Source organism: Cryobacterium sp. TMT2-17-1 (assembly GCF_004402765.1).
Classification (GTDB): domain Bacteria; phylum Actinomycetota; class Actinomycetes; order Actinomycetales; family Microbacteriaceae; genus Cryobacterium; species Cryobacterium sandaracinum.
This window is the reverse complement of the sequence record NZ_SOGC01000049.1, coordinates 96,477-120,090: the sequence shown is the minus strand read 5'-3', so window position 1 is coordinate 120,090 and position 23,614 is coordinate 96,477. Positions and strand designations below refer to the sequence as shown.

27 protein-coding genes are annotated in these 23,614 nt (G+C 64.9%); 9 read left to right on the top strand and 18 right to left on the bottom strand.

Features of this window, described 5'->3' with window-relative positions; genetic code table 11:
- The first annotated feature begins 57 nt into the window (after positions 1 to 57).
- The gene (locus E3O47_RS14810) at positions 58 to 960 is read left to right on the top strand and encodes an LLM class flavin-dependent oxidoreductase (RefSeq protein ID WP_134421087.1); all 903 of its coding nucleotides are present in this window, start codon (positions 58 to 60) and stop codon (positions 958 to 960) included.
- Between the two features lie 241 nt (positions 961 to 1,201).
- Here E3O47_RS14810 and E3O47_RS14805 read toward each other — a convergent pair whose 3' ends face one another.
- A complete protein-coding gene (locus E3O47_RS14805; RefSeq protein WP_134421085.1) occupies positions 1,202 to 1,513 on the bottom strand; it encodes a hypothetical protein in 312 nt (103 codons plus the stop codon).
- Between the two features lie 52 nt (positions 1,514 to 1,565).
- Here E3O47_RS14805 and E3O47_RS14800 point away from each other — a divergent pair, with 52 nt between their 5' ends.
- Positions 1,566 to 2,810: an IS256 family transposase gene (locus tag E3O47_RS14800; protein ID WP_134421083.1), complete on the top strand. Its 1,245-nt coding sequence runs from the start codon at positions 1,566 to 1,568 to the stop codon at positions 2,808 to 2,810.
- A 422-nt stretch (positions 2,811 to 3,232) separates the two neighbouring features.
- Here E3O47_RS14800 and E3O47_RS14795 read toward each other — a convergent pair whose 3' ends face one another.
- From E3O47_RS14795 to E3O47_RS14750, 10 genes are all read right to left on the bottom strand, one after another.
- The gene (locus E3O47_RS14795; protein ID WP_134421081.1) at positions 3,233 to 3,733 is read right to left on the bottom strand and encodes a hypothetical protein; all 501 of its coding nucleotides are present in this window, start codon (positions 3,731 to 3,733) and stop codon (positions 3,233 to 3,235) included.
- Between the two features lie 196 nt (positions 3,734 to 3,929).
- Positions 3,930 to 4,274: a VOC family protein gene (locus E3O47_RS14790; RefSeq protein WP_134421079.1), complete on the bottom strand. Its 345-nt coding sequence runs from the start codon at positions 4,272 to 4,274 to the stop codon at positions 3,930 to 3,932.
- Between the two features lie 345 nt (positions 4,275 to 4,619).
- A complete protein-coding gene (locus tag E3O47_RS14785) occupies positions 4,620 to 6,014 on the bottom strand; it encodes an IS1380 family transposase (RefSeq protein ID WP_134421077.1) in 1,395 nt (464 codons plus the stop codon).
- 156 nt (positions 6,015 to 6,170) lie between these two features.
- A complete protein-coding gene (locus E3O47_RS14780) occupies positions 6,171 to 6,635 on the bottom strand; it encodes a GNAT family N-acetyltransferase (RefSeq protein ID WP_134421075.1) in 465 nt (154 codons plus the stop codon).
- Positions 6,636 to 6,702: 67 nt separating this feature from the next.
- Positions 6,703 to 6,969 carry a hypothetical protein gene (locus E3O47_RS14775; protein WP_134421073.1) on the bottom strand — a complete coding sequence of 89 codons (267 nt, stop codon included), beginning with the start codon at positions 6,967 to 6,969 and terminating at the stop codon, positions 6,703 to 6,705.
- 142 nt (positions 6,970 to 7,111) lie between these two features.
- Positions 7,112 to 8,347: an MFS transporter gene (locus E3O47_RS14770; RefSeq protein WP_134421071.1), complete on the bottom strand. Its 1,236-nt coding sequence runs from the start codon at positions 8,345 to 8,347 to the stop codon at positions 7,112 to 7,114.
- A 238-nt stretch (positions 8,348 to 8,585) separates the two neighbouring features.
- Positions 8,586 to 8,915 (bottom strand): transcriptional regulator, encoded by a 330-nt coding sequence (locus E3O47_RS14765; RefSeq protein WP_104101093.1) that lies wholly within the window; start codon positions 8,913 to 8,915, stop codon positions 8,586 to 8,588.
- Positions 8,905 to 9,375: a hypothetical protein gene (locus E3O47_RS14760; protein ID WP_134421069.1), complete on the bottom strand. Its 471-nt coding sequence runs from the start codon at positions 9,373 to 9,375 to the stop codon at positions 8,905 to 8,907. The genes E3O47_RS14765 and E3O47_RS14760 overlap by 11 nt, the downstream gene beginning before the upstream one ends.
- A 183-nt stretch (positions 9,376 to 9,558) precedes the next feature.
- Positions 9,559 to 9,969 (bottom strand): DUF4913 domain-containing protein, encoded by a 411-nt coding sequence (locus E3O47_RS14755; RefSeq protein WP_134421067.1) that lies wholly within the window; start codon positions 9,967 to 9,969, stop codon positions 9,559 to 9,561.
- A complete protein-coding gene (locus E3O47_RS14750; RefSeq protein WP_277870378.1) occupies positions 9,962 to 10,552 on the bottom strand; it encodes a TraG/TraD/VirD4 family protein in 591 nt (196 codons plus the stop codon). The genes E3O47_RS14755 and E3O47_RS14750 overlap by 8 nt, the downstream gene beginning before the upstream one ends.
- Positions 10,553 to 10,745: 193 nt before the next feature.
- Here E3O47_RS14750 and E3O47_RS14745 point away from each other — a divergent pair, with 193 nt between their 5' ends.
- From E3O47_RS14745 to E3O47_RS14725, 5 genes are all read left to right on the top strand, one after another.
- Positions 10,746 to 11,738, top strand: coding sequence for an AI-2E family transporter (locus E3O47_RS14745; RefSeq protein ID WP_134421063.1), 993 nt, complete (start codon positions 10,746 to 10,748; stop codon positions 11,736 to 11,738).
- 90 nt (positions 11,739 to 11,828) lie between these two features.
- Positions 11,829 to 12,635 (top strand): HAD-IA family hydrolase, encoded by an 807-nt coding sequence (locus tag E3O47_RS14740; RefSeq protein ID WP_104101098.1) that lies wholly within the window; start codon positions 11,829 to 11,831, stop codon positions 12,633 to 12,635.
- The gene (locus E3O47_RS14735) at positions 12,632 to 13,051 is read left to right on the top strand and encodes a dihydroxyacetone kinase subunit L (protein ID WP_104101099.1); all 420 of its coding nucleotides are present in this window, start codon (positions 12,632 to 12,634) and stop codon (positions 13,049 to 13,051) included. The genes E3O47_RS14740 and E3O47_RS14735 overlap by 4 nt, the downstream gene beginning before the upstream one ends.
- Before the next feature lie 314 nt (positions 13,052 to 13,365).
- A complete protein-coding gene (gene rpsO, locus E3O47_RS14730) occupies positions 13,366 to 13,635 on the top strand; it encodes a 30S ribosomal protein S15 (protein WP_104101100.1) in 270 nt (89 codons plus the stop codon).
- 125 nt (positions 13,636 to 13,760) lie between these two features.
- Positions 13,761 to 14,849, top strand: coding sequence for an LLM class flavin-dependent oxidoreductase (locus tag E3O47_RS14725; protein ID WP_134421061.1), 1,089 nt, complete (start codon positions 13,761 to 13,763; stop codon positions 14,847 to 14,849).
- A gap of 290 nt (positions 14,850 to 15,139) precedes the next feature.
- On the opposite strand, the gene E3O47_RS14720 is transcribed toward E3O47_RS14725, so the two are convergent.
- The 3 genes from E3O47_RS14720 to E3O47_RS14710 all read right to left on the bottom strand — a co-directional run bounded on the left by E3O47_RS14720 (position 15,140) and on the right by E3O47_RS14710 (position 16,486).
- Positions 15,140 to 15,328 carry a DUF1508 domain-containing protein gene (locus E3O47_RS14720; RefSeq protein WP_104101102.1) on the bottom strand — a complete coding sequence of 63 codons (189 nt, stop codon included), beginning with the start codon at positions 15,326 to 15,328 and terminating at the stop codon, positions 15,140 to 15,142.
- An 88-nt stretch (positions 15,329 to 15,416) separates the two neighbouring features.
- Positions 15,417 to 15,728: an AzlD domain-containing protein gene (locus E3O47_RS14715; RefSeq protein ID WP_134421059.1), complete on the bottom strand. Its 312-nt coding sequence runs from the start codon at positions 15,726 to 15,728 to the stop codon at positions 15,417 to 15,419.
- Entirely contained in the window at positions 15,725 to 16,486 is a 762-nt protein-coding gene (locus E3O47_RS14710; RefSeq protein WP_134421057.1) for an AzlC family ABC transporter permease, read from the bottom strand. The genes E3O47_RS14715 and E3O47_RS14710 overlap by 4 nt, the downstream gene beginning before the upstream one ends.
- 108 nt (positions 16,487 to 16,594) lie before the next feature.
- Between E3O47_RS14710 and E3O47_RS14705 the strand changes: the two genes are divergently transcribed.
- On the top strand, positions 16,595 to 18,130 hold the full coding sequence (locus E3O47_RS14705; protein ID WP_104101105.1) for an amino acid permease: 1,536 nt from the start codon (positions 16,595 to 16,597) through the stop codon (positions 18,128 to 18,130).
- 65 nt (positions 18,131 to 18,195) lie between these two features.
- Positions 18,196 to 18,657: a VanZ family protein gene (locus E3O47_RS14700; protein WP_104101106.1), complete on the top strand. Its 462-nt coding sequence runs from the start codon at positions 18,196 to 18,198 to the stop codon at positions 18,655 to 18,657.
- Here the strand turns inward: E3O47_RS14700 and E3O47_RS14695 are convergent.
- Genes E3O47_RS14695 through E3O47_RS14680 form a run of 4 tightly spaced genes read right to left on the bottom strand, consistent with a single transcriptional unit; the run spans position 18,645 to position 23,469 of the window.
- Positions 18,645 to 20,339 carry an alpha-glucosidase gene (locus E3O47_RS14695; protein ID WP_134421137.1) on the bottom strand — a complete coding sequence of 565 codons (1,695 nt, stop codon included), beginning with the start codon at positions 20,337 to 20,339 and terminating at the stop codon, positions 18,645 to 18,647. The two genes, E3O47_RS14700 and E3O47_RS14695, sit on opposite strands and share 13 nt — an antisense overlap.
- A 23-nt stretch (positions 20,340 to 20,362) precedes the next feature.
- On the bottom strand, positions 20,363 to 21,271 hold the full coding sequence (locus E3O47_RS14690; protein WP_134343014.1) for a carbohydrate ABC transporter permease: 909 nt from the start codon (positions 21,269 to 21,271) through the stop codon (positions 20,363 to 20,365).
- Positions 21,271 to 22,206, bottom strand: coding sequence for a sugar ABC transporter permease (locus tag E3O47_RS14685; RefSeq protein WP_134343015.1), 936 nt, complete (start codon positions 22,204 to 22,206; stop codon positions 21,271 to 21,273). The genes E3O47_RS14690 and E3O47_RS14685 overlap by 1 nt, the downstream gene beginning before the upstream one ends.
- A 3-nt stretch (positions 22,207 to 22,209) precedes the next feature.
- The gene (locus tag E3O47_RS14680) at positions 22,210 to 23,469 is read right to left on the bottom strand and encodes an extracellular solute-binding protein (RefSeq protein ID WP_241986219.1); all 1,260 of its coding nucleotides are present in this window, start codon (positions 23,467 to 23,469) and stop codon (positions 22,210 to 22,212) included.
- Between the last annotated feature and the right edge of the window lie 145 nt (positions 23,470 to 23,614).

Genomic DNA, 23,614 nt, shown 5'->3' with positions numbered 1-23,614 from the left:
GCACCGTGCGCGCCGGGCGAGAAGGTGCCGGTGGGAGGCCTTCCGTAGACTCTCAGCATGCGCTTCGGAATCGTCATTCTCCCGCAGGATTCGTGGCCGGAGGCCCGCCGTCGCTGGCAGGGCGCTGAGCAGCTCGGCTTCGACCACGCCTGGACCTACGACCACCTGTCCTGGCGGTCGTTGGCCGACCAGCCCTGGCATGCGACCGTCCCGACGCTGACTGCCGCGGCGGTCGTCACCTCGCGGATCCGGCTGGGTACCTTCGTCTCATCACCGAACTTCCGGCATCCGGTGACCTTCGCCAAGGAGATCGCCACCCTCGACGACATTGCCGGCGGGCGATTCCTGCTCGGGGTGGGCTCAGGCGGTACCGGGTTCGACGCCACCGTGCTCGGGCAGCCCGAGTACACCCCGAAGCAGCGGTCCGAGCGCTTCGCCGCGTTCGTCACGGCCCTCGACCGGCTGCTGCGCCACGAGGAACCGGGCAGCGGCGGCATCAGCTTCGAGGGGGAGTGGGCGAGGGCGGTCGGCGCGCGAATGGTCGGTGTGCCGGCCCAGGAGCCGCGGGTTCCGTTCGTCATCGCCGCGAACGGGCCCAAAGGGCTGCGCCTCGTCACGACGTTCGGTTCCGGCTGGGTGACGACGGGAGCGGACGGCGTCGTGGGTGAGGACTGGTGGGCAGCGGTAGCCGGCCTCCTGCACCGGCTGGAGGACACGGCAGTCGTCGCGGGCAGGGACCCGGCCACCATCGACCGTTACCTGTCCCTCGACAGCGGCGGCTGCTACTCCCTGCAGAGCATCGGAGCGTTCGAGGATGCCGTAGGTCGGGCCGGCGAACTCGGCTTCACTGACGTGATCAGCCACTGGCCGCGAGCGGCCGGCATCTACGCCGGAACGGAGGCCGTTCTGCACCGGGCTGCGGCCGTGATCAGCCGGCAGCGCGCCCGGGCCGGAAAATAGTTTGAGAAGAACCGACCCCGCAGAGCCGGCGCAGAAAAGCTAACATAAACGATTCCCAGAGCAGTCCTAGCTGCCCTCGTGCGCGGTGCAGGGAAGCACTGAGCCTCGCACGGATTGGCTGCTTGACCTGCCGTGCGGGGGTGCGATTCTGCCATCTTGGCTATGCGAGCACCGGCAACGCCTCCTCGATATTGGGGCACGGTTGATGAACTCGCTTAGAGCATCCAACTCACTAGTTGGTTCATGGCTGGCCTTCCTCACGTTCTGCCTCAAATTCAGCTCGTATTTGCTCTTTCCAGCCGGCCGCGACTGACAAGTACTCAACACTCGCAATTGTTGCCCGATGTTGTTTGTATAAGTCTTCCGCAAGCACGGCTTCATCCACTTCCCTATCGCCGAGGAGGGTTATGACGTGAACCCATTCACCCTTTCCCGTGGCGTACTCGTACCAAATGGCGCCTGTTTCCAAGTGGTCGTGGACGACTTGGTTACGTCCCCGTGAGTGGTGTGGTTTCCCGCTCTTGAGTGTTGCTTCGTCAACGTGAAGAGCCACCGTGGGATGGTCAGTGAGTACCGATCAAAGAACTCACAAAGGACACCACACGATGGCTCTAGACCAGTCTGCCCTGCTCGACCTGCTGGGAGAACTCAAACTCACCGATGTCACCGACCGAATCCGCGTCGCGACCGAAACTCTCTACCAAGAACTGATCGATGCGGAGGCGACCGCGTTCATCGGCGCCGCCCCGTTCGAACGCTCCGGCGACCGCACCACCCACCGCAACGGCACCCGGCCGCGGACGTTGACGACGACGGCCGGGGACCTCGACCTGAAGATCCCGAAGCTGCGCGCCGGGTCGTTCTTCCCCGCGCTGCTGGAGCGCCGCCGGCGGGTGGACCAGGCCCTGTTCGCGGTGGTGATGGAGGCCTACGTCCACGGCGTCTCGACCCGGAAGGTCGACGACCTCGTCAAAGCGCTCGGCGCTGACACCGGGATCTCGAAGTCGGAGGTGTCCCGGATCTGCGCGGGCCTGGACGCCGAAGTCGCCGAGTTCCGCGACCGCACCCTCGCCGTGCAGGACTTCCCCTACGTGTTCCTCGACGCGACCTACTGCAAAGCGCGCGTTGGGCACCGGATCGTGTCCCAGGCCATCGTCGTCGCGGTCGGCGTTGCGGCCGACGGACGCCGGGAAGTCCTCGGCTTCGACGTTGGCGACAGCGAGAACGAGGGCTTCTGGACCAGCTTCCTGCGGTCGTTGAAGACTCGCGGCCTCGACGGGGTCAAGCTGGTCATGTCTGACGCTCACACCGGCCTGAAGAAGGCCATCGGGACCGTGTTCCAGGGCGCCGGCTGGCAGCGCTGCCGGGTGCACTTCATGCGCAACGTCCTCGCCGTGGTGCCGAAGGGATCGCAGGAGATGGTCGCCTCGATCATCCGCACCATCTTCGCCCAGCCCGACCGCGAGCACATCGAGAAACAGTTCCGTGAGGTGACCACGATGCTCTCCCGCTCGCACCCGAAGGTCGCGGCGATGCTCGTCGACGCGCAACCCGACCTACTCGCCTTCGCCGGGTTTCCGCGGCGGCACTGGCGCCAGATCTGGTCGACCAACCCGCGAGAACGCGTCAACAAAGAGATCAAACGCCGCACCGACGTCGTCGGAGTGTTCCCCAACGCGGCAGCCCTGTTGCGCCTGGCCGGGTCGGTGTTGATCGAGCAGCATGACGAGTGGGAAGCCGGCGAACGCCGTTACTTCTCCGAAGCATCCATGCTCGAGCTGGCCGTCATGAACAACCCCATCGAGGTCCTCGACGAGGCGGTGATCCTCCCCGAACTCGCCGCCGCCTAAACTAGAACTACTGACCTGCATGGTGTTGAGAAATTCCACCACTCAGCGGGACGTGACCCTCTCTTCAGGAAACGTAACGCAGTTTTCGCAGTTGACTCGGGCTTTCCCTAGCTGCCTCACGGTGAGCACAGCGAAGTGGTCAGCGAATGGCCGAGTCTGGGCTTCGAGTTTCCGACGAAGGCCCGACCTTCGTTATCACGCCGATTCTCAGGCATTGCTGCACGGTCAGGGTCCGACCCAGAGCTTGCGCGGGTCTGTTGGCTTCCGTCCAGACGACCAAGATCTGCGCGGTGAAAGTTCCATGTTGCAATGCCCTTCAAGTGCGCCGGTGAAGCGATTCGCACGATGGTCTCAATGGCGCCCCACCAGCGATCCGCGTTTGGTGCGGCATCGTAGAAACATGCCTCTGGCTTAGATCGGCACTATTGATCCTGTTCTGGGTCCGCGTGGACACGCGACGTCGGTTTGGTGGCTGGGCGAAACACGATCGCGACGATCAAAATAACAATTAGAGGCAGCAACGCAGCAGACGAAATGATGATTCCAGAGGGTTGGCCCCTGTCACAATCGCTTTCAAGGCCAGCAGCACTGAGCGGAAACGCGCCCACGACAACGAATGGCAGCAGACAGATCACGAGTACCGGCACGGTGAAGAAGGTGGCGATCGATATCCCGCGGGCGGCTGGCTGGCCACGAGTGATTCTCCGCGCAGCAATCCAGAGCAAGAATCCCGCAGATCCCAGAATGGCTGCGATTGGCACAGAAGTACGAGCCTCTTCAAGTTGCACCCAGCATTTCGCCGCCCGCGAGGCAGGCGAAAGCAATGCCCAGCTTGCGAAATAGGAAGATACGAACGCGACACCAACGAGGATTCCGGCGACGACGCTGAATCGCGAGCGAGCGTCCACTTTTGGGTCCGTCACTTCACGACGTTAGGTGCCGAAGCTCGAACTGACGCCGAGAGGTTCGTGGTGGTCCCCGGCGTGCCCGGCGTGAGTGCGATGAACCATGCGTGCACTGGTAGGACTCCTCCTGAGGTTTCGATCCGGACTCTAACGTGTTCGTTCCACTCGCCTGCAACGCCAACTCCACTCTGGAGTGACGAAATGAAGCTTCGTTTCACGCATTTCGATAGAAGTCCAAGACGATTCCTTCCGGCCCTTGGACCAGTACCGAGGTCGTCCCCCAATCGGTAGTGACGGGTCCGAGGAGAATCTCAACGCCGTTTGCTCGCGCATTTTGGGCAGCGAGCTCCACATCCACTGTCTCAAAATGCAGAATGACACCTTCTGCGCGCTGCATAGGGATTAGCGCGGTAGTGGAAAACATGAGCGCCGTAGCCCCTATCGAAACCCGAGCAAAACCGTCGTCCAAGACATCTGGGTCAACGTTCAGGAGCTTGCTCACCAGGAGAGCCGAAGACTTAACGTCAGAAACGATTAGGTCGATTTGATTGAGGTTCACAGTTCCTCCATGGCCGCTGACGCATTGGCTCTACTGTTCCGATCCTGCATCACGACGACAGTGATAAACCAAGGTCGACTTCCACAGGGCCTTGCAGACAAGCGCTGGCTGCGGCCAGCCTAGCCGTCAGCGGCGCCCAACCCGGGAATTGCCCGTCCCCAGCTCCGGCGTTCGGTGCGAGCTCGAATTCCCCGACACCCCCCGCCTAAGCCTCGATCCACCGGTCAGCCTGGCTGATCCGGGTGACCGGCGTTTGATCTGAGGTTTCTGGTGGTGGGCATGGCGGTGCGGGCGGCCTTGCTGCCGGTGGTGTTCCTGGTTTGGTTGCGCCGTGGGGCTGGGTGGTCAGATGGTGGCTGTTCGTGGCGGGCCGCAGGCCGCCGCGAACAGGGCTGTCCATCCGGTTTCCCAGGGCCAGCTGGCCGGGAGATGCAGGACGTGTTTCCGGGCCGAGGTCGAGATACGGGCCGGAATCTGAATCAGTTTGCGGCGGATGGTTTCGGTGCGTGCCTTGCCGAGGGTGCTGCCGGCGATGGTGCCGGCGGCGCGGGCGAGGTTGAACGCGATCGTGGCCAGCACCAGCCAGGCGGCGTTGGCGGTGAATTTCCCGGAGGGCAGGTGCGCCAGCGCACTGTCTTTGAGGTCGGCGTTGACCTGCTCGATGATCGCGTGTTGCCGGTGGGTTTTGTCTGCGGTGACGGTGTCCAGGGTGCTGGTGGTGAAGAACGCGTGGAACCGGTGCGTGTCGAAGAGGGTGAGTTGTCCGGCGCCTTCGAACGGGTTCAGTTCCGGGATCCGCCGCACGACCAAGCGTCCCGTGATGCGTTCGCTGATCTTCCTCGAGCTGAACGCGGTGAACGGCACCTCGGCGACCTCGGCGGAGGAAATCCAGGTGCCGGTGGTCTCGTCCCGGATCGCGTCGGTGTAATCAATCGTCGTCCAGGCGTCATCAGGGATCGTGGCGATAGCGCGTTTCACGGCCGGATCCATGCGGGCGGTGATGGAGACTTTCGCGCCGGCCCGGTGCGCGGCCGAGACCACAGCATGGCCATAGAACGCGCTGTCGGCGCGCAGCAGCACCAGCCCGGACGCGGTCCCTGAGCGCAACCGTGTCACGGTCGCCAGGACATCGGCCACGAACTTCCCCGCCCCGCGCGGGGACCCGGCGGCGCCTTTCCGGAGCCGGGCGCCGATGATGGCCGGCGCGGCAGATGTCGTCGAGACGATTCCGATCAACGCCTTCAGCCCGCGCACTCCGGAGTATCCGTAGCCGGAGCCCTGTTCCTTGTAACCGTGGACTTCTTTGATGGTGTCGTCGATATCGACCAGGGCGTAGTCATCGATCCCGGCTACGATCGGTGCGACCTGGGCGACGTTGACCAGCCACCGCCTGGCGACTGCGTCGAGCTGGCGGACGTGGCCGAAAGTGAACGCACGCAGGAACGAGCCCAGAGTGGAGGGTGCGTAGGTGCCGACCAAGAGTTTCTTCATCCCGCCGTGCCAGAGCAGGGCCATATCGTCGATGGAATCGGCGCCGGCGAGCATCCCCGCGACCAAAGCGGTGACCTTTAACCCGGCGTTTGCACCGAAGTAGCCGGGCAACGTCAACCACCGATTAGCCAGCTCGGCCAGACCCGTCGAGACCGCCAAGGCCATCGCCGGAATGAGCCCGGCAGCCGACACGAGATTGGTGTCGTCGAAGGTCGCTGACAGGGACGTGGATCTATGGAACAGTTGCATCTACGAGATGTCCTCTTGATGTGGTGAATAAACGCCGTGGTAAGCCTTATTTTTCCTGATCAAAAGGGCATTCTCTGTTTAACGCGCCGCTAACTCCTCAACTCGACCGGTGGATCGAGGCTAAGACTGCGCGCCGAAGGTTCGGCTATCAGGCGTTCAGAGCGATCCCGGCTTCAGATCGTATGTCACCCATTTTGTCGACGTGGCGGTCGAGTCATAAAGGCGCCGGGCACGAGTGTTGTCCTCCGCCGTGATCCAGCGGACGACTGAGCTGCCCTCACCGTCGGCCAATGAGGAGAGTTCGCTGAGTAGCGCCCGCCCGACGCCGGAACCGCGAGTGTTCGGGGACGTGAACAGATCGTCGAGGAAGATTCCCACGCTGCCAGTGGAGGGCCGGGCAAATCGTCGATAGTGCGCGAGTCCCACGAGGCGATCCCCGGAACTGGCAACGAAGGCATTAACTTCATGCGCGCCGTCGTTGATCCAAGTCCACACACGTTCAACAATGCTTTCATCAGGGGAAAGTGCGTAAAACGCTCGATATTCCCCATACAGCCCCGCCCACTCGGCGAAATCTGATGCCTGGACCCCGCGAACCGAGACCGTGTCGTCTGTACTCATCGCCCCAGAGTAGCGGCCCGCATTCTGTTCCCGAGGAAGGCTAATTGCCCGGCCGCGGATCGGCGACCTAGAGATTAGTCAATTGCGTCAGCAGAGTCTCGGCTGCGCCGGTGATGCTGCCGACTGCGGAGACGGTGAAGATACCAGCCACTCCCCAGAACCAGTAACGGTCACTCCGACCCGCTTTCATCCGGTTGAGCGCCAGCCACCAAGCCGCCACCGTCGCCAAGGTGGAGGCGATTACGGTACCGAACGCCATCCGGACGAAGTCAGCTGCGTCTGGAGCACCCCAGGAGTTGATCGCGAGAACGATACAGAACGGAACGATGATCATCCCCACGAATCCGATGAGCACCGGAGACACAGCGCGTCGTGTCTGAGTACTTGTCTGGGTTGTCATGCGGTGAGTCTCGCAGGTCTCGCCCCTGCAGACGACGCAATCGTTCCCGCGATCCGCAAAGGGTTCCTGCAATCATTCAATTAGGCGGAGGGTCGTCGCCAGAGTCTCGCGGAGATGCCGANCTCGCGGAGATGCCGGCGCTGAGAGCGACGAAGACGGCGGCTGCCGCAGCTGTGGTGAGGAAAGTTGAACTCACGTTCCAGCTCTCGACGAGGAAGCCGCTGAGCGCGCTCCCGGCCGCAGCACCGACGTTGTGAGCGGTGTTCACCCACGTTGTTGACTCGGTCTGTCGGGTCGTCCCACCAAAATCGTTGGCTGCAAAATACGCCACGATCATGACCGGGGAAAGGAAGAGTCCAGCGGCCGAAATGACCAGTCCCAGGGAGATCGTCGACGTTGCGAGGCCAGCACCGGCAGAGGCCATGATGAACAATATCGCCAGGATCACGAGTTGGCGCTGCGAGGACACCGTGATCTGAAGAGCGCCATAGGCAAGGCCTCCAACGGCGCTGCCGGCCGCGAACAGGGCGAGGACAACCCCCACCGCTGCGGCATTACCGAGGGTAGCAATCATGGCCGGGACCGCAACGTAGACGGTGCCGACCACAAGGCCGGCTGCCAGCACCGGCAGGAGCAGTGCGATGAATCGCGGTTCTGTGAGCAGGGGCGCAGCGCTGGCTGCGTCCCTGCGTGACGCGTCGACCGGGGTCGCGGCCATCGTGGGGGAAGACATCATCAGTGTTGTCCCGACCAGGATCAGTGCGGCAGGGATGAGTAGGGCGGTACTCGGCTCGATGATGACCAAGAGCAGGCCGGACAAGGCGGGGCCGACAAGGTAGAGCAACTCCTCGAGGACTGCGTCCAGACTCAAAGCCTTTTTCAGCAGAACTGGAGTCGGGGTCAACGACGCCCAGGCGACCCGCATTGTCGGGCCCAACGGTGGAGCGAACGCGCCGAGGAGGCCGGCCAACGTCACGCATAACCAGACTGGTGCGCCCGAGCTCGTGAGCAGTGCGAGAGCGACCAAGCTCAACCCGAAAACGCTGCTGAGCAGGAGGAGGACAAGGCGGCGTCCGAATCGATCGATGAGGCGGGCTCTGGCTGGTGCGAGGAAACCGGCACCAGCCCCGTATGCGCCGACCGCTATACCGGCGGCGGAGAAGGACTGGGTCACTTGTTCAACTGCGAAGAGGAGAGGCAGACCGACGAGAGGATAAGCGAAGCGTCCGGTCAGGGTACTCGAGAAAACAAAGGGGACGTGTTTGAGTCTGAGAACATCCGCGTAGGTCGCGGACAGAGTCGTTGCGGGCATGGTTGAGCTCCGTGAGAAATGGCGCGGCTTTTGCGCGCAGTGAATGAGGACCTGCTAGCTGAAGAAGTCAGCCCGGTCTTCAATCACAGATGGGGAGCATGCCGTAACGATAGCGGACGGGTGGCCAGACCGACGTCCACCCTCCAACACTGACCGACCCGGCTGGCGACCGGAGATGCCGCGCAGACCGTTCCGCGAAGGATTAGTGGTCTAAGGCTTTCAGTAGGACGCCTCAGGATCAAGAGTCCGCGTTATCGAGGTGATCGAAGCCAACTGCAATCTTCCTCAGCGCACGAATGTGGTCGTCGAACGCGTTTCTACCTGTTGCGGTGAGGCGGAGCCAGGTGAGGCGGCGGGAGTCGTCGCGCGATGCTGACGTTTTCTTGGTGATGCTGACGAAGCCGGCGTCAATGAGTGCCTTCGATTGTTTCGAGAGCGTGGCGTCGCTGACGCCGAGCGTGTCGCGGAGCACGGCGAAGTCAAGCTCGTCGACTGAGCGGAGGAGTCCGCATATCCGCAATCGCAGCGGTGCATGAATGGTCTCGTTGAAGGTGCCATCAGCGGACATGGTGAAGACGCTCTCGCATCGACGAGAAGATCAGGCTCGCGAGCCAGAAGACCAATACAAAGGCCACGACTGCTGGAATCACAATCCACCAAAATAGGCCGCTGGCAGCAAATCCCAAGGAGACGCTGAAGAGCGCGAGCGAGCCCAACACTGCCGCGGCGAATGCCGCCCATGCCTGCACCCCAAACCGCGTGAATTTGATGCCTGTCGCCCGGTATGACAGGCCCACCAACAGAATTCCGGCAACAAGTGCCGTGATCAGCACGAATCCTCCGGCTCCCTCGCCAGGGAAAGCGGGTGTCATCACATAGCTGGCCGCGATGAGTCCGAATCCAGGGGCGAGCCATTTCGGGGTCCGGACCTTCTCAACAAGACGGGCCCGGTCAGCTTGGAGTTCCTCAAGGAGCCCCGCGACAATTCGAGCGTCATCCGGCCCGCTCGGCACCAAGTTGTTTTCCATGGCGGTAAGTCTATCAAGTCATTTTCCGCAACTGCAAGTAACTAGGGCTGGACATGGCCACTACCCAGTAATACGGGTGCGTGGGCTGATCCCCCGTCGAACAGCTCCACTCGCGTAGATAAATCTTCGATTAATAATCAATTTCTAGCGGGGCACGCTCTAAGAATGGCGTGGCGTCCCCTTTTATTGGAGCTCCACGTCGTCGGGCGGCATCGACGCAGGCACGATCCTGGCGGTGGTGTCCGTGCGAGGGTAGAGATGACCCTGGTCAGGATCGCAGTCGCGGAACGGCCCATTGCCTTTGTCGAAGATGACGGCGGCGTGGCGGTCCCAGTGGTTGATCCACCAGAACGAAACGGCGTCGGCGTCGCCGTCCATAACGCTGGCGTCAGCTTGCATGCTGGCCTGCCAGAGGGCCTTGAACCGGGCGACGATCTCAGGGTGTAGCCACCATTGGGTGCACCACGGCGTGGGCCTGGTGCCGACGACCTCGACGGTGGCGAGGTGACCGATCAGCAAATCAAGAAACATTTGGCGAACGTCGACCGCGTCCTCTTCAGGGCCGGTTGAGTCGTAGTCGTCATGCTCAGCCATGGGCTGCTACCTCCGCTGCAGTGGTGTCGTCGGGTGTCGGTGTCGGCGCGCGGTTCGGTGTCCTGGTTGGGGTGCGGTTGATGGTGGTGGTGAGTGTTTTGTCGCGGAACCAGGGGACGGTGTTGACCATGACGGGGCGGCATTTGGAGCTGAAGATGATGGCGCGCCATTCGGGTAGGGATCCGAGGGCGGCGATGTCGAGGGTGTTGACCTTGCGGGTGTTGGTGGAGGTGGATTGGTGGCCGTCTTTGCTGGTGGAGCTGCCGTAGGTGATTTCGTCGTGTTCGCCGATGAGGGCGGCCAGCGAGCGGAGGAAGTCGTCGTCACCGGACCCGCCGCCAAAGACCCGGGTCGCGGCGGCGTCCCAGAGGGTCTGCCACCCGTCTTTCCCGAACGCGTCGATGGCTTGGGCGCGGGATTGGAAGTAGGAGTTGAGGATGATGCCCATCGACCCGTAGAACGAGTACACGGAGGGTAGTTCGGGCCAGCGGACGATGTTCGCGCACTCGTCGAGCTCCATCACCAGCGGGACCGGGAGCCGGCCGCCGTTTCGCTGCGCGGCGGTTTCGGCGGTTGTGCAGATGGCGCGGATGAGGGCGACGAATTCGACGGAAATTCTGCCCGCAACGCCCCGGAAACCCGGGAAAGAGCGCTCTCCTGGCAGAATCTCCGTCGAATTCGTTCGACGCCGGGCCGGGGTTCCGCCCGAATCGGTTAAGAGGCACTCGGCCGGGCAGCCGTTTACCGATGCTGCAACAGGTGCCTATGGTGTCAGCATGCGCGCCGAGGACCCCTCATCCCCGTCCCTGCAGACCCTACTGACCAGCCGGCTCGGCCGGTGGGCCATCCGCTCCACCCAGATCGTCGTCGTGGTCGTGCTGACCGCCGGCGCCGTCTACGCTCTGGTGCAGGTGCAACTCGTGGTGATCCCCGTTCTCGTGGCGCTCATCCTGGCATCGGCGCTGGCACCGCTGGTCGGCTGGCTGCGCACGCGCGGCCTCCCGGTCATTCTCGCGACCTGGATCACCCTGTTGGCAGGGGCACTCATCCTCGGCGGCATCGTCACGCTCATCGTCTTCGCGGTGCGCAACCAGTGGGGTGCGCTGGTGGTGGCGGCTGGCGACGGGCTCGACGAACTACAGGGGCTGCTGGTCGAGGGCCCGATCGCGCTCGACTCGGAGCAGTTCAACGCGGTGCGTGATGCGATCGTGGGCTTCGTCACCCCGACGGTTCTCGGCCAGTACGTGCGGGGAACGGCGATCATCGCCCTCTTCGACGCCGTTCTGATCGGCGTCGGGCTGGCCATCCTGCAAGTTCCGCTGGCCCTGCCGCTGGCTGTGATCGTGTTCCTCACGGCGTTCATCCCACTGATCGGGGCGACCGTCGCGGGCATCCTGGCTGCCCTCGTGGCGTTGGTGGCCAATGGGCCGCTCGTGGCGCTGATCGTTGTGGCCATCGTGATCGTGGTCAACCAGATCGAGGGCGACCTGCTCAACCCGGTGGTGATGGCGGGGGCGTTGAAACTGCATCCGCTGGTGATCCTCGTCGCTTTGACCGTGGGCACCATCCTCGGCGGTATCGCCGGGGCCGTTCTGGCGGTCCCGCTCGTCGCCGTGGGCTGGGCGATGATCAAGGTTTGGGACAGGCCGGATCAGTCGATCACCCAGCGGGCGAAGTTCTCCATCCGGCACCGGCCTCAGCCGGCGAAGCCCGCCGAGGCCGCCCCATTGTCGGCTCGGGGTGGCGAGCCTACGATAGGCGGCATCTGACCGGGGAGGCACAGGTGGCGATTTCACCGCTGAAAGCAGCCATCGACCGAGCCTTCGCCGCCATCGGCAACGCGAGGAAGGCCTGAGGCGATGCCCGCTCTCATCTTCGACTGCGACGGCGTGCTGGCCGACACCGAACGCGACGGCCACCTGCCGGCCTTCAACCAGACCTTCGAGGAATTCTCGGTGCCCGTGCAGTGGAGCGACTCCGATTACGTCCAGAAGGTGACGATCGGGGGAGGAAAAGAACGGATGCGCAGCATCCTTACCCCGGAGGTGGCCGGCGTGCTCGGTCTGCCGGCGGACGACCCCGCGGCCCTCGACTCGGCCGTCGCCGGCTGGCACCGGCGCAAGAGCGCGATCTACACCGAGCGGGTGGCGAGCGGCGCGTTGACGGCCCGCCCGGGCATCCGTCGACTCGTCGCACAAGCCGCGGGCGCCGGCTGGATCCTCGCCGTGGCCTCCACCTCGGCCGAGGAATCCGTGCGCGCCGTGCTCACGCAAACAATCGGGCCCGAGCTGGCCGCGCAATTCCGGGTCTTCGCCGGCGACATCGTGGACCGGAAGAAGCCGGCCCCGGACATCTACCTGCATGCCCTGCGGGAACTCGGGATCGACGCCGCCGACGCCGTGGTCGTCGAGGACAGTGCGAACGGCCTCCGGTCGGCGCTCGCCGCGGGCCTGCGCACCGTGATCACGATCAGCGGTTACACCGCGGACGAAGATTTCACCGGGGCGGCCCTGGTGGTGTCGTCGCTTGGGGACCCCGGCGGCCCCACCACCGTGACGCTGCGCGACCCGCTGGGTCTGGAGCCGGAATTCTTCGTCGACCTGTCCGATTTCGCCACCATCCTCAGTGCCCCCGACCGCCCGGCCCCCGATCTGGAGAGCCGATGACCCGCTCAGCCCTGTTCGACACCGAATTCGTGGCGATGCTCCGGGCCGCCACCGAGGGGATCAAGGCCCGCGGCAAGTCCGACCTGGGAGACAAGACCCTGCTCGACGCCCTCGTGCCGGCCACGGATACGCTCGAAGCCGAGGTGGCCGCCGGCCGTGACCCGGAAACCCTCCTCGCCCGGATGTCCCTGGTTGCGCGGGCGAGCGCGGACGCCACGAGCATGCTGCAGGCCCGTCGCGGCAGGGCCAGCTACACCGGAGAACGTAGCATCGGTTCGCCCGATCCCGGAGCCCGAAGCAGTTCGTGCCGGACATGCACCAGGGGATCGCCGCCGCGAACCTCGACACGCGTGGATGGGCGTGGGCATCCATGGCGAACCGGGCCGACGCCGCGCGAAGCTGACCACCGCGAATGAGATGACCGACGAGATGCGCGACGCGGTCGTCGGGGACCTGCCGGACGTGTCGGGGACCGGGTGGCCCTGATGATCAACGGCCTCGGCGGCACCCTCTCAGTGAGCTCTACATCCGGTTCGGGAGGGCGCACGAGCAGCTGGTCAGCGCCCCGGCCGAGATCGCAGCCCGCATCTTCTGGCCGTTGCTCCTGCTGCTCCAGCCGACCTCTCGGACTCTGCTAAACTCGAACGGTTGCCGTTTGACGGCCGCGGATCAAGAGAGCCCAGGCATTCGGCCCCGGGCACCGCGCAGTGAGAGAAAGGGGATCCCATCTATGGCACTCGAAGCTAATGCAAAGAAGGCGATCATCGAAAAGTACGCTACCCACCCAGGCGACACCGGGTCCCCCGAAGTTCAGATCGCAATGCTCACGCAGCGCATCCTGGACCTCACGGAGCACCTGAAAGAGCACAAGCACGACCACCACTCGCGTCGTGGTCTGCTCCTCATGGTTGGTCAGCGCCGTCGTCTGCTCGGTTACCTGTCGGATGTCGACATCACTCGGTACCGCACACTGATCGGCAGCCTCGGACTGCGCCGCTAAGGCACTTTTCGAAGACACCGCGATCTTCTTACAAGCGGGCCGTCACCTTCCGGGTGGCGGCCCGTTTGTGTGTCCGGAGCGGGGAACCGGGAATATCTCCGGGCCCGGCGCGGTTTCCCCCACCGATGTCTACCTCCGCGCTAAGCCTCTCCGTGCTCGATCTGATCCCCGTCCGCACCTCGCAAAGCTCCGCTGAGGCGATCGCGGCAGCCGTGCACCTCGCCCAGAGCGCGGACCGGCTCGGCTACACCCGATACTGGGTCGCGGAGCACCACAACATGCAGGCGGTCGCGTCGACGAACCCGCCCGTGCTGATCGGTATCCTCGCGGCGCAGACCGAACGCATCCGGGTCGGCTCCGGGGGCGTCATGCTGCCAAACCACTCTCCGCTCGTGATCGCCGAGCAGTTCGGCATCCTCGAGGCGGCCTTCCCCGGGCGCATTGACCTCGGGCTGGGCCGTGCGCCCGGCAGCGACCCGATGATCACCGCACTGCTGCGCTCGAGCGGAGCAGTGAGCGAGGTCGACGCGTTTCCGCGCAACATCGCCGACATCGCGGCGCTGCTGCACCCCGACGGGGCCTCGCTCAGCCTCACCTCCGGTCAGGACTACACCCTGCACGCGACTCCCGCCGCCACCGGGATGCCCGAAATCTGGCTGCTTGGCTCCAGCGACTACTCGGCCCGGCTCGCCGCCCGGCAGGGCATGCCCTACGTGTTCGCCAACCACTTCGCCGGCGACGGCACCACAGCGGCCCTCGAGCTGTACCGACGCGGGTTCACCCCCAGCGAGACCCTCGACGCCCCCCGCACCATCCTCACCCTGAACGTGTCGGTCGCCGAGACCCGGGTCGAGGCCCTCGCCCTCGCCCTGCCGCAGATGCAGCAGATGGCGCGCCTGAGATCGGGCCTGCCGCTCGGCCCGCTCGCGACGGTCGAAGAGGCCGCCGCCGCACCGATGGCGCCGGCGCTGCTCCAGATGATCGAACGGATGGCCGCGGCCTGGATCATCGACGAGCCCGGCGCCGCGGCCGCGCGCATCCTTGCCCTCGCGGCGAAGTTCGGGGTCGACGAGGTCATGCTGCAGCCGATCGCCTCCGCTCACACGGGCGCCGACGCGGCGACCTCACCCGGGCGTGCGCGCACGTTGGAACTGCTCGCCGCCGAGCTTTTCACCGAAGAGCAACTCGCGGCCGAGGAACTCGCGGCGGTCTAGACGAGTGAACCCTCACAGCCGTGAACGGGATGGCGTCGAGGGCTGGGGGTTCGGGGGCGGTTGCCGCGGTGCAGTGACTCCGTCCAGAACGAATTCGACGGAGATTGTGGCCGTATCGGCCCCGAATACTCCGATAAAGCCGTTTTACGCCAGAATCTCCGTCGAATTGGTTCGACGCCGCACACGGTGCCCCGCCGGATGACCAGCGTCCACACGGCGCAGTCAGCTTCGACTCTCCGGGAGCTACAGGACCAATCAACGGTGACTCACTCGGCAGAACCGAGATTCGTTCAGGCGTCCGGTTCCGTCATGTCGACCACGTGCGACTTGACGTGGGCCTTCAGTGCCTCGATGCCCTTGAGGGCCTCTGCCTTGGAGTGATAGCTTTCGGAGGTCGCGATCACTTCGCCGTTGTTGGCCTTCAGCCGAAACTGGTATCCGCCGGATCGTTCCGCGTAGAGCTCATATTTCCCGGACATCACACACTCTTTTCTTCATCATCGAAAAACGTCGACGGACGCATTGCCGTTGGAAAAACCCTACCGCCCCCGTTGGCGCGCGAGACCCTCAACCCAGACCGAGCAGCCGGAGCCCGGCGGCCGCTACCGCGCCCGCGATGACCACCGCCAAGAACGGGGCCTTGAACCAGAGCGCAATCGCCGCTACGACGAGCGCCCCGAGCCGGGCGTCGACGACGAGGTCCTGGCCGGTGGCCACGGTGTTCGCGACCGTCAGGGAAGTCAGCAGGCCGATCGTGAGGACGCCGGCGACGCGGGCGATGCGCGCGTTGGTGACCCACTTCTGCGGCACGAGATAGCCGAGCAGCTTCGTGAGGAACGCCGCCGCGCAGGCCACGAGGATCCAGAACCAGACGCTCATCGGGGAGCCTGCGCATCCGTCGAACCGAGTGCATCGGGTGGACCGGGATAGGGGTCGACGTCGGGCTCGAGACCCTCGCCCGCCGGCCCGTGCCGAAAACCGAACCAGCCGATGGCACCGGCGACGACAGCCGCCACGAGGATGGGCACGCCCGGCGAAACGAGCGGCACGGTCAGTACGGTGGCCAGCGCGCAGACCGCGGCGATCGCCCCGGCCTCCTTCGACCGCAGCCGCGGCCAGAGCAGCCCGAGGAACGCCGCGACCGCCGCGCCGTCGAGACCCCACTGTTTCGGGTCGCCCACGGCGTCGCCCGCGAGAGCCCCGATCAGGGTGAATACGTTCCACAACACGAAGATGCCGAGACCGGCGACCCAGAACCCCCGCTTCTGCTCGACGAGCACGGTCTGCCCGGTGCTCGTGGCAAGCGATTCGTCGATGGTGACCTGGGCGGCGGCGAAGCGGCGCCAGCCACGAGGGTGCAGCAGGGCGTTCAACTGCATCCCGTAGACCGCGTTACGGATGCCGAGGAGCGCCGCCGCGCCGGCGGCTGCCGCACCGCTGCCGCCGCCGGCGATCACCCCGATGAACGCGAACTGGGAGCCCCCGGAGAACAGGAGCAGACTCAGCGCCGAGGTCTGCCAGATGTCGAGCCCCGACGACACCGACAGGGCGCCGAACGAGATGCCGTAGAGGCCGGTGGCCACCGTGATCGACAGGCCGACCCTGGCCCCGGGGGAGTGGCGGAGGGTGGTGGGCACCGCTCAATGCTAGGGGGTGCGGCCCCCGGGTCTGCGGGGTCCGGGGTCGGGGAAGCCCCGCGGGGGCCTAGCATTGACCGATACCCAACGGAACGGAAGCACCCAGTTATGAGCGTCTGGCGCACCAAGAGCATTGAGGCCTCCATGGCCGACTCCCTCGAGAAGGGGCACAGCCTCAAGCGCACGCTGGGCACCTGGGACCTCATGATCATGGGCGTCGCGGTTGCCGTCGGTGCCGGGATCTTCTCGGTCGGTGCGAAGGCGGCCGGCAGCTACGCCGGGCCATCCGTCACCCTGGCGTTCCTCCTCGCCGCGGTCACCTGCGCGCTCGCCATCATGTGTTACGCGGAGTTCGCCTCGGCGGTTCCCGTGGCCGGCTCGGCGTACACCTTCACCTATGCGACTCTCGGCGAGCTGCTCGCCTGGATCATCGGCTGGGACCTGATCCTCGAGATGCTGACCGCCGCGGCCGTGATCGCCAAGTATTGGGGCATCTACCTGAGTGAGGTCTTCGAACTCTGGAACTGGGATGTCCCGGCCACGATCGCGGTCTTCGGACTGCAGGTCAGCTGGGGCGCGTTCGTGATCGTCGCAATCTTCACCACCCTCCTGGTGCTGGGCACCAAGCTGTCGGCGCGCGTCGCCAGCATCTTCACCATTCTCAAGGTGGCGATCGTGGTGTTCGTGATCGTCGTGGGTGCCTTCTTCATCAACCCGAAGAACTACACGCCGTTCATCCCCGAGGCCGTGCCCTCCGCGGGCGGCGACGGCGACGTCTGGATGCAGTCCCTTTTCTCGTTCATGACCGGCGCCCAGCCGGCCCAGTACGGACTGTTCGGTCTGCTCGCCGGCGCCTCGTTGGTCTTCTTCGCGTTCATCGGCTTCGACGTGGTCGCCACCAGCGCCGAAGAGGTCAAGAACCCGCAGACGACCCTGCCGCGCGGCATCTTCGCCGGTCTGGCCATCGTCACGGTGCTGTACCTCGGCGTCAGCCTCGTGCTCACCGGCATGGTGCCGTACACCGTTCTCGCCGACGACCCCAATGCCTCACTCGCGACGGCGTTCGTCTCGGTCGGCGCCGGCTGGGCTGCCCAGGTCATCTCGGTCGGCATTCTGGTGGGGCTCACCACCGTGATCATGGTGCTGCTCCTCGGCCTCTCCCGCGTGCTCTTCGCCATGAGCCGCGACGGCCTGCTGCCGCGCGGCCTGAGTGTCACCTCGTCCAAGCGCGGCACCCCCGCCCGGGTGCAGATCATCTCCGGCGCCGCGGTCGCCCTGATCGCCGGGTTCACCGACGTGGGCGTGCTCGAGGAAATGATCAACATCGGCACGCTGTCGGCCTTCGTGCTGGTCAGCATCGCCGTGGTCGTGCTGCGCAAGAAGCGCCCCGACCTGCCCCGGGCCTTCAAGGTGCCCTTCTCGCCCTTCCTGCCGATCCTGTCGGCCGCGCTCTGCTTCTGGCTGATGCTCAACCTCACGACGCTCACCTGGGTGCGCTTCGCGGTCTGGCTCGCGATCGGCATCGCGGTGTATTTCCTCTACGGCCGCCGTCACTCCGTCGTCGGTATCGAGGCCAAGCGCGTCTTCGACGAAACCCTCCGCGACGAGGTCATCGCCGAGGAGAAGGCAGCGCTGGGCAAGTAGCGCGCTTTCGCGGTCGGGGGCCGTCACTGGGGTGACCCCCAGCATCCATCGGGAAGGATGGAGCCATGCTGCACCGCCATCCCGTCCTGTCCCTGGTCACGCTCGCCTATCTGGCGTTCGTGGGCTGGGTGACGCTCGGGCCGCAGCCGCTCGACAGTGGGAACAACGAGCTGCTGCTCCGGGCGCTCCGATTCTTCAATCGGCACGACTCCACCGACTGGATCACCTACGGGCGGGTCGAATTCGCGGCCAACATCGCCATGTTCATCCCGATCGGCGTGTTTCTGCTGCTCCTGCTCGGACGCCGGTTCTGGTGGCTGGCGATCGTCGTGGCCGTCCTACTCACCGGCTCGATCGAGTTCACGCAGCAGTTCCTGCCGACCCGGGTCCCGGATGTGCGCGATCTGGTCGCGAACGGGAGCGGCGCCGTGCTCGGTGTCATCGTCGGCCTCGTCCTTACAGCCTTCAAACTGGTGCGCCGTGAGGAGCCCCGGTCGAGGCGGGTTGCGCCGACCTACAGCCGGTAGAGGCGCGCCTCCCAGGGGCGCAGCACCGGATTCGAGGACGGTGCGGCGGCATCCGTTGTGGCCGGATAGTTGGCCAGAATCAGATCGGCGCCGGAGACGTCCATCGGAAGCAGGTCGGTGAATGGGGCATCGGATGCGTTCGCGACGACGAGCAGCGTCTCCTCACCCCGGCTGCGAGTGAAGGCGTAGAGCGCGTCGTGGTCGGGTTCGAGCAGGGTGAAATCGCCGAGGGCGACCACCTCGCTCTCATGCCGCAGCGCAATCAGGCGCTGGTAGAAGCGGAACACACTCCGCTCGCTCGCGAGGTCGGCGGCCACGTTCACCGTGACGCTGTTCGGGTTCACGGCCAGCCACGGCGTGCCGGTGCTGAAACCGGCCTGCGGCGAGGCATCCCACTGCATGGGCGTGCGCGCGTTGTCGCGGCCCATGGTCTGCACTCCGGCGAGCACGGTGCCGGGGTCCAGGTCGAACTCTTCCACGGCCTCGCGGTAGTGATTGAGGGATTCGAGGTCACGGTAGTCGTCGATGGAGTCGAACCGCACGTTGGTCATGCCGATCTCCTCGCCCTGGTAGATGTAGGGCGTTCCGCGGTGCAGGTGCAACACCAGGGCCCACAGAGTTGCCGACTCGTAGCGCAAGGAGGTGTCATTGCCGAAGCGCGACACCAATCGGGGCTGGTCGTGGTTGTTCAGGTAGAGGCTGTTCCAGCCGGTCTCGGCCAGACCCTCCTGCCAGCGTGACAGGCTCTTCTTCAGCGCCGTCAGGCTGCGAGGCAGCACCTCGAACTTGTGCTCGCCCTGGTCGAGGCCCACATGCTCGAACTGGAAGATCATGTCAACCTCGCGCCGGGCCGGGTCGGTGAACAGCAGGGCGTCGTCGGTGCTCACGCCCGGCATCTCGCCGACGGTGAGGTGCCGCCCTCCGCGGCCGTCGAAGACCTCGCGGTGCATCTCCTGCAGAAACTCATGGATCTGCGCCCCCATCGGCGAGCCGCCGCCGGTGGCCGGGGCCGGTCCGTCGATCAGCTCGACCTGCTTGGCGATGAAGTTGATCACGTCCATCCGGAAGCCGTCGACGCCGCGGTCCAGCCACCAGTTCATCATCGCGTAGACGGCCTGGCGCACCTCGGGGTTCTCCCAGTTGAGGTCCGGCTGCTGCTTGGCGAACAGGTGCAGGTAGTACTCATCGGTGGCGGGATCGAGCGACCAGGCCGGGCCGCTGAAGGCGCTGCCCCAGCCGTTCGGCGGGCCACCGTCGGCCTGGGGCTTGCGCCACCAGTACCAGTCGCGCTTCGGGTTCGTCAGCGACGAGCGTGATTCCCGGAACCAGGCGTGCTCGTCGCTGGTGTGGTTCACCACCAGGTCCATCACGATCTTGATGCCGCGCTCGTGGGCCTCGACCAGCAGCAGGTCGAACTCCGCCAGGCTGCCGAAGACCGGTTCGATGTCCTGGTAGTCGCTGATGTCGTAGCCGTTGTCATGTTGCGGCGACGGGTAGACCGGAGAGAGCCAGACCGCGTCAACGCCGAGCTCGGCGAGGTAGTCGAGCTTCGAACGGATGCCGCCGAGGTCGCCGATCCCGTCGCCGTCCGAGTCCGCGAAGCTGCGCGGATACACCTGGTAGACGACGGCGCTGGTCCACCAGGAGGCGCCGGTCGCGGGGGTGGTCGCGGGGGCGGTCATCCCGGACGTTGGTGCGGGTGTCGTCATTTGATCGATCCTCTCATCACGCCGGAGATAACCCAGCGCTGGGCAAAAATGTACACAATCAGCAGCGGGGCCATGGCCATCAGGTATGAGGCGAACGCGGCCGAGTAGTTGGTGTTGAACTGGCCCTGGAACACGAATTGGGAGAGTTGCAGGGTGCGTGCCGCCGGGTCGGAGAGAACGACGAGAGGCAGGATGAAGTCATTCCACGCCCAGACACAGGTGAGGATGCCGACGGTCGCGTTCATCGGGGTCAACAAGGGGAAGATGATCTGCCAGTAAACCCGCCAGGTGGTCGCCCCGTCGGTGTAGGCCGCCTCCTCCAGCTCGATCGGGATCGATTTGATGAACGCGACGTAAATGAAGACGTTGAGCGAGAGCCCGAACACCGCGTAGAGCAAGATCAACCCGACCTGGTTGTCCAGACCGAACAGGGCCGTCTCTTTCACGACTGGGAGCATGATGATCGGGAACGGGATGAAAATGGCGGACAGCAGGTAGAAGTAGACGCCCGTGAAGAACGGCTTGTGCAGGTTGCGGGCGATCGCGTACGCCACGAGCGAGTTCGTCAGCAGGGTGAGGATGACGGCGCCTACGGTGATCAGGGCTGTGTTCATCAGCGCCTGCGGGAATTTGGTCAGCGTCCAGGCGTCGGCGAAGTTCTCCCAGTGGACGCTGGTGGGGAGCGCGAACCCGGTGCCGCCGAGCTGGTCGGGGGTCTTCAGCGCGGTGATCACGGCGAAGTAGAGCGGCACCAGCACGGTGATCGCGCAGACCGCGATCAGCATGGTGGCCCACCAGTTGATCCGGGTGCGGTTGTCTTTGATGCGCCGGACACCGCGCGAGTCACGGGCCGCCCGGGGGGATGCGGGTTCGACCGTGGCGGGGGAGTCGATGGTGATAGCCATTAGAAGTCGGCCTCCGTGCGCTGAAGAACTCGGAACTGCAGGAACGAGACGAGCATGATCACGATGACGAACAGCACCGCGTTGGCGGACTGGTAGGCGAACTCGCCGCCTTGGAAACCGCCCCGGAAGATGAGCAGGGTGATCGATTCGGTCGAGGTGCCCGGCCCGCCGGCGGTGAGGGCGACGATGTGGTCGAAGGTCTGCAGGAACCCCTTCAGGCTCAGCACCATGTTGATGGTGAAAAAGGCGCTGATCATGGGGAACGTGATCGACCGGAATTGCCGTCCCGGCGTGGCCCCGTCGATGGCGGATGCCTCGTAGAGTTCGCGAGGGATCGTCTGCAGACCGGCCAGGTAGAGGATGATCGCGAACGCGCAGGCCTGCCAGACCGCGAGGGCGACGATGGCCGTCCACGCCCAGTCCGGGTTGGTGAGGATGTTGTCACGGAACACCGGGACGTTCGACAGGATCCGGGGGAGCGAATTGGCGAAGAAATACTGGAAGACGTAACCGACGACAAGGATCGCCAGCACGTAGGGGATGAAGAAGATGCCGCGAAAGGTGGACTGGAACGCGATCTTCGCGTTGAGTCCGACCGCGATGGCCAGCGAGATCACGTTGGTGAGGATGGTGGCGACGATGGCGAAGCCGAAGGTGAAGCCATAGGCCTTCAGTACCCGGTCGTCCTGGAACAGGGCGATGAAGTTGCCGAACCCGACGAAGTCCCACGAGCCGAAGCCTGCGTAGTTGGTGAAGGAGAAGAAGATGCCGATGAGTACCGGGACGGTGTGCAGCAGCGCGAAGACGGCGACCGCGGGGACGACCATCCAGTAGAAGGCGCGCGGGGTGGCGCCGACGCGTCGCCGCGCCGCGCTCGGCCGCGACGCTCGGGGCGTCTGCTCCGGCCGGGGCCGGGTCAGGACGGAAGTAACCATCAGTTAGTCTCCGCTTCGTGTCGAGGTGGTGCGTGACGCGACCTTGCGCCATTCGTTGTCGAGGGTCGCCAGCGCTTTCGCGCTGTTCTCGTCGGTCAGGAACTGCTGCACGATGGGCCCGAGCGGGATGCTCGCCGGGATCTGGTGATCGACGAAACCGGTGATCCGGCCGGCCTGGAAGTACGGTTGCAGTTCCGCCAGGGCCGGGTTGGTGTTCTCGGCTGCGTCCCGGGCCGTCGAGAACATGTTCTGTGAGGCTGCGAAGGAGTTCTGCACATCCTCCTGAAAGAGGAAGTCCACGAAAAGTCGGGCTTCGGCGAGGCGCGGTGTGTCGCGGCCGATGGCAATGGCCACGTCGACACCGGAGACGAGCTCGATGTCGGCCGGGTCATCCGTCACAGGGTAGGGGAAACCGCCGACGCTGATGTCGGGGTTGTTGGCCAGGATCGGGCTGAGGGCCCAGATCCCCTGCATCAGCATGGCCGATTCGCCGTTCGCGAAAGCCAGGTTGCCGTCTTCGTACGTGCGGCCGAGGTAGCCGTCCTGCGCGTAGGAATACAGCGTCTGCAGCTTCTCGAACGTCTCGTCGTAGTTCTTCGCGAACGAGACGGCCGAGTCGGGACCCACCTCCTCACCCTCCGCGCGGAGATCGGGGAAGAAATCGTCGCCGCCGAGTTGGGCGCCGATACCGTTCAGGGAGGATTGCACTGTCCATGCGTCGGCCGCGGTGCCGTAGAACGGGGCGATACCGGCCGCCTGGAGCGTGTCGCAGGCGGCGATCAACTCGTCCCAGGTGGTGGGAATCTCGATGCCCTGCGCGGCGAAGATGTCACGGTTGTAGAGAACGCCGTTGCCGTTGTTCGCGAAGCCGAGGGCATTCACCTCGTTCTGGTAGGAGCCGAGGGCCCCGACGATGTCCTGAACGGCCGGGTTGATCCGGTCGAGAACGGGGTCGCCACTGAAGTCGTGGAAGACACCGGCCCGCGCCAGCTGGCCGAAGTTCCCCGATCCGTTCAGACTGATCACATCGGGCACCTTGTTCTTGACCAGTAGGGTGCGGATGGCGGTGTCCGCATCGGGGACGGCGTTCTGGGTTACCCGGATGCCGGGGTTCTCTGCCTCAAAATCGGCGATGATGCCGTCGAAGTCCGCGATGGCCTCGGACTTGAACTGGAAGAAATCGAGGGTGACGACGTCGCTCTGACCCGGGGCGCAGCCGCTGAGGGCGCCGAGCCCGAGCGTACCGGCCAGGAGGAGTGCCACGGGTCGCCGGAGCGTCCGCAACCTCCTCGACCGATGGCGTCGCCGGGCGGGTGTCTGGTACGTCGTCGTATCCGTCATTGCGGGGCTCCTTGGGCCGTCATGTCGCTGCATGAATCTTTCTACGGCAAAAAGAATTGGACGTCAA

Excerpts from the sequence above, each read along its gene's own strand:
- E3O47_RS14715 (WP_134421059.1), bottom strand. The coding sequence starts at position 15,728 with ATGAGCGTCTGGTTCTGGATCCTCGTGGCCTGCGCGGCGGCGTTCCTC.
- E3O47_RS14740 (WP_104101098.1), top strand. The coding sequence starts at position 11,829 with ATGCCCGCTCTCATCTTCGACTGCGACGGCGTGCTGGCCGACACCGAA.
- E3O47_RS14755 (WP_134421067.1), bottom strand. The coding sequence starts at position 9,969 with ATGGCTGAGCATGACGACTACGACTCAACCGGCCCTGAAGAGGACGCG.
- E3O47_RS14685 (WP_134343015.1), bottom strand. The coding sequence starts at position 22,206 with ATGGTTACTTCCGTCCTGACCCGGCCCCGGCCGGAGCAGACGCCCCGA.
- E3O47_RS14785 (WP_134421077.1), bottom strand. The coding sequence starts at position 6,014 with ATGCAACTGTTCCATAGATCCACGTCCCTGTCAGCGACCTTCGACGAC.
- E3O47_RS14695 (WP_134421137.1), bottom strand. The coding sequence starts at position 20,339 with ATGACCGCCCCCGCGACCACCCCCGCGACCGGCGCCTCCTGGTGGACC.
- E3O47_RS14735 (WP_104101099.1), top strand. The coding sequence starts at position 12,632 with ATGACCCGCTCAGCCCTGTTCGACACCGAATTCGTGGCGATGCTCCGG.
- E3O47_RS14705 (WP_104101105.1), top strand. The coding sequence starts at position 16,595 with ATGAGCGTCTGGCGCACCAAGAGCATTGAGGCCTCCATGGCCGACTCC.
- E3O47_RS14800 (WP_134421083.1), top strand. The coding sequence starts at position 1,566 with ATGGCTCTAGACCAGTCTGCCCTGCTCGACCTGCTGGGAGAACTCAAA.
- rpsO (WP_104101100.1), top strand. The coding sequence starts at position 13,366 with ATGGCACTCGAAGCTAATGCAAAGAAGGCGATCATCGAAAAGTACGCT.
- E3O47_RS14765 (WP_104101093.1), bottom strand. The coding sequence starts at position 8,915 with ATGTCCGCTGATGGCACCTTCAACGAGACCATTCATGCACCGCTGCGA.
- E3O47_RS14700 (WP_104101106.1), top strand. The coding sequence starts at position 18,196 with ATGCTGCACCGCCATCCCGTCCTGTCCCTGGTCACGCTCGCCTATCTG.
- E3O47_RS14725 (WP_134421061.1), top strand. The coding sequence starts at position 13,761 with ATGTCTACCTCCGCGCTAAGCCTCTCCGTGCTCGATCTGATCCCCGTC.
- E3O47_RS14720 (WP_104101102.1), bottom strand. The coding sequence starts at position 15,328 with ATGTCCGGGAAATATGAGCTCTACGCGGAACGATCCGGCGGATACCAG.
- E3O47_RS14745 (WP_134421063.1), top strand. The coding sequence starts at position 10,746 with ATGCGCGCCGAGGACCCCTCATCCCCGTCCCTGCAGACCCTACTGACC.
- E3O47_RS14780 (WP_134421075.1), bottom strand. The coding sequence starts at position 6,635 with ATGAGTACAGACGACACGGTCTCGGTTCGCGGGGTCCAGGCATCAGAT.
- E3O47_RS14760 (WP_134421069.1), bottom strand. The coding sequence starts at position 9,375 with ATGGAAAACAACTTGGTGCCGAGCGGGCCGGATGACGCTCGAATTGTC.
- E3O47_RS14690 (WP_134343014.1), bottom strand. The coding sequence starts at position 21,271 with ATGGCTATCACCATCGACTCCCCCGCCACGGTCGAACCCGCATCCCCC.
- E3O47_RS14775 (WP_134421073.1), bottom strand. The coding sequence starts at position 6,969 with ATGATCATCGTTCCGTTCTGTATCGTTCTCGCGATCAACTCCTGGGGT.
- E3O47_RS14810 (WP_134421087.1), top strand. The coding sequence starts at position 58 with ATGCGCTTCGGAATCGTCATTCTCCCGCAGGATTCGTGGCCGGAGGCC.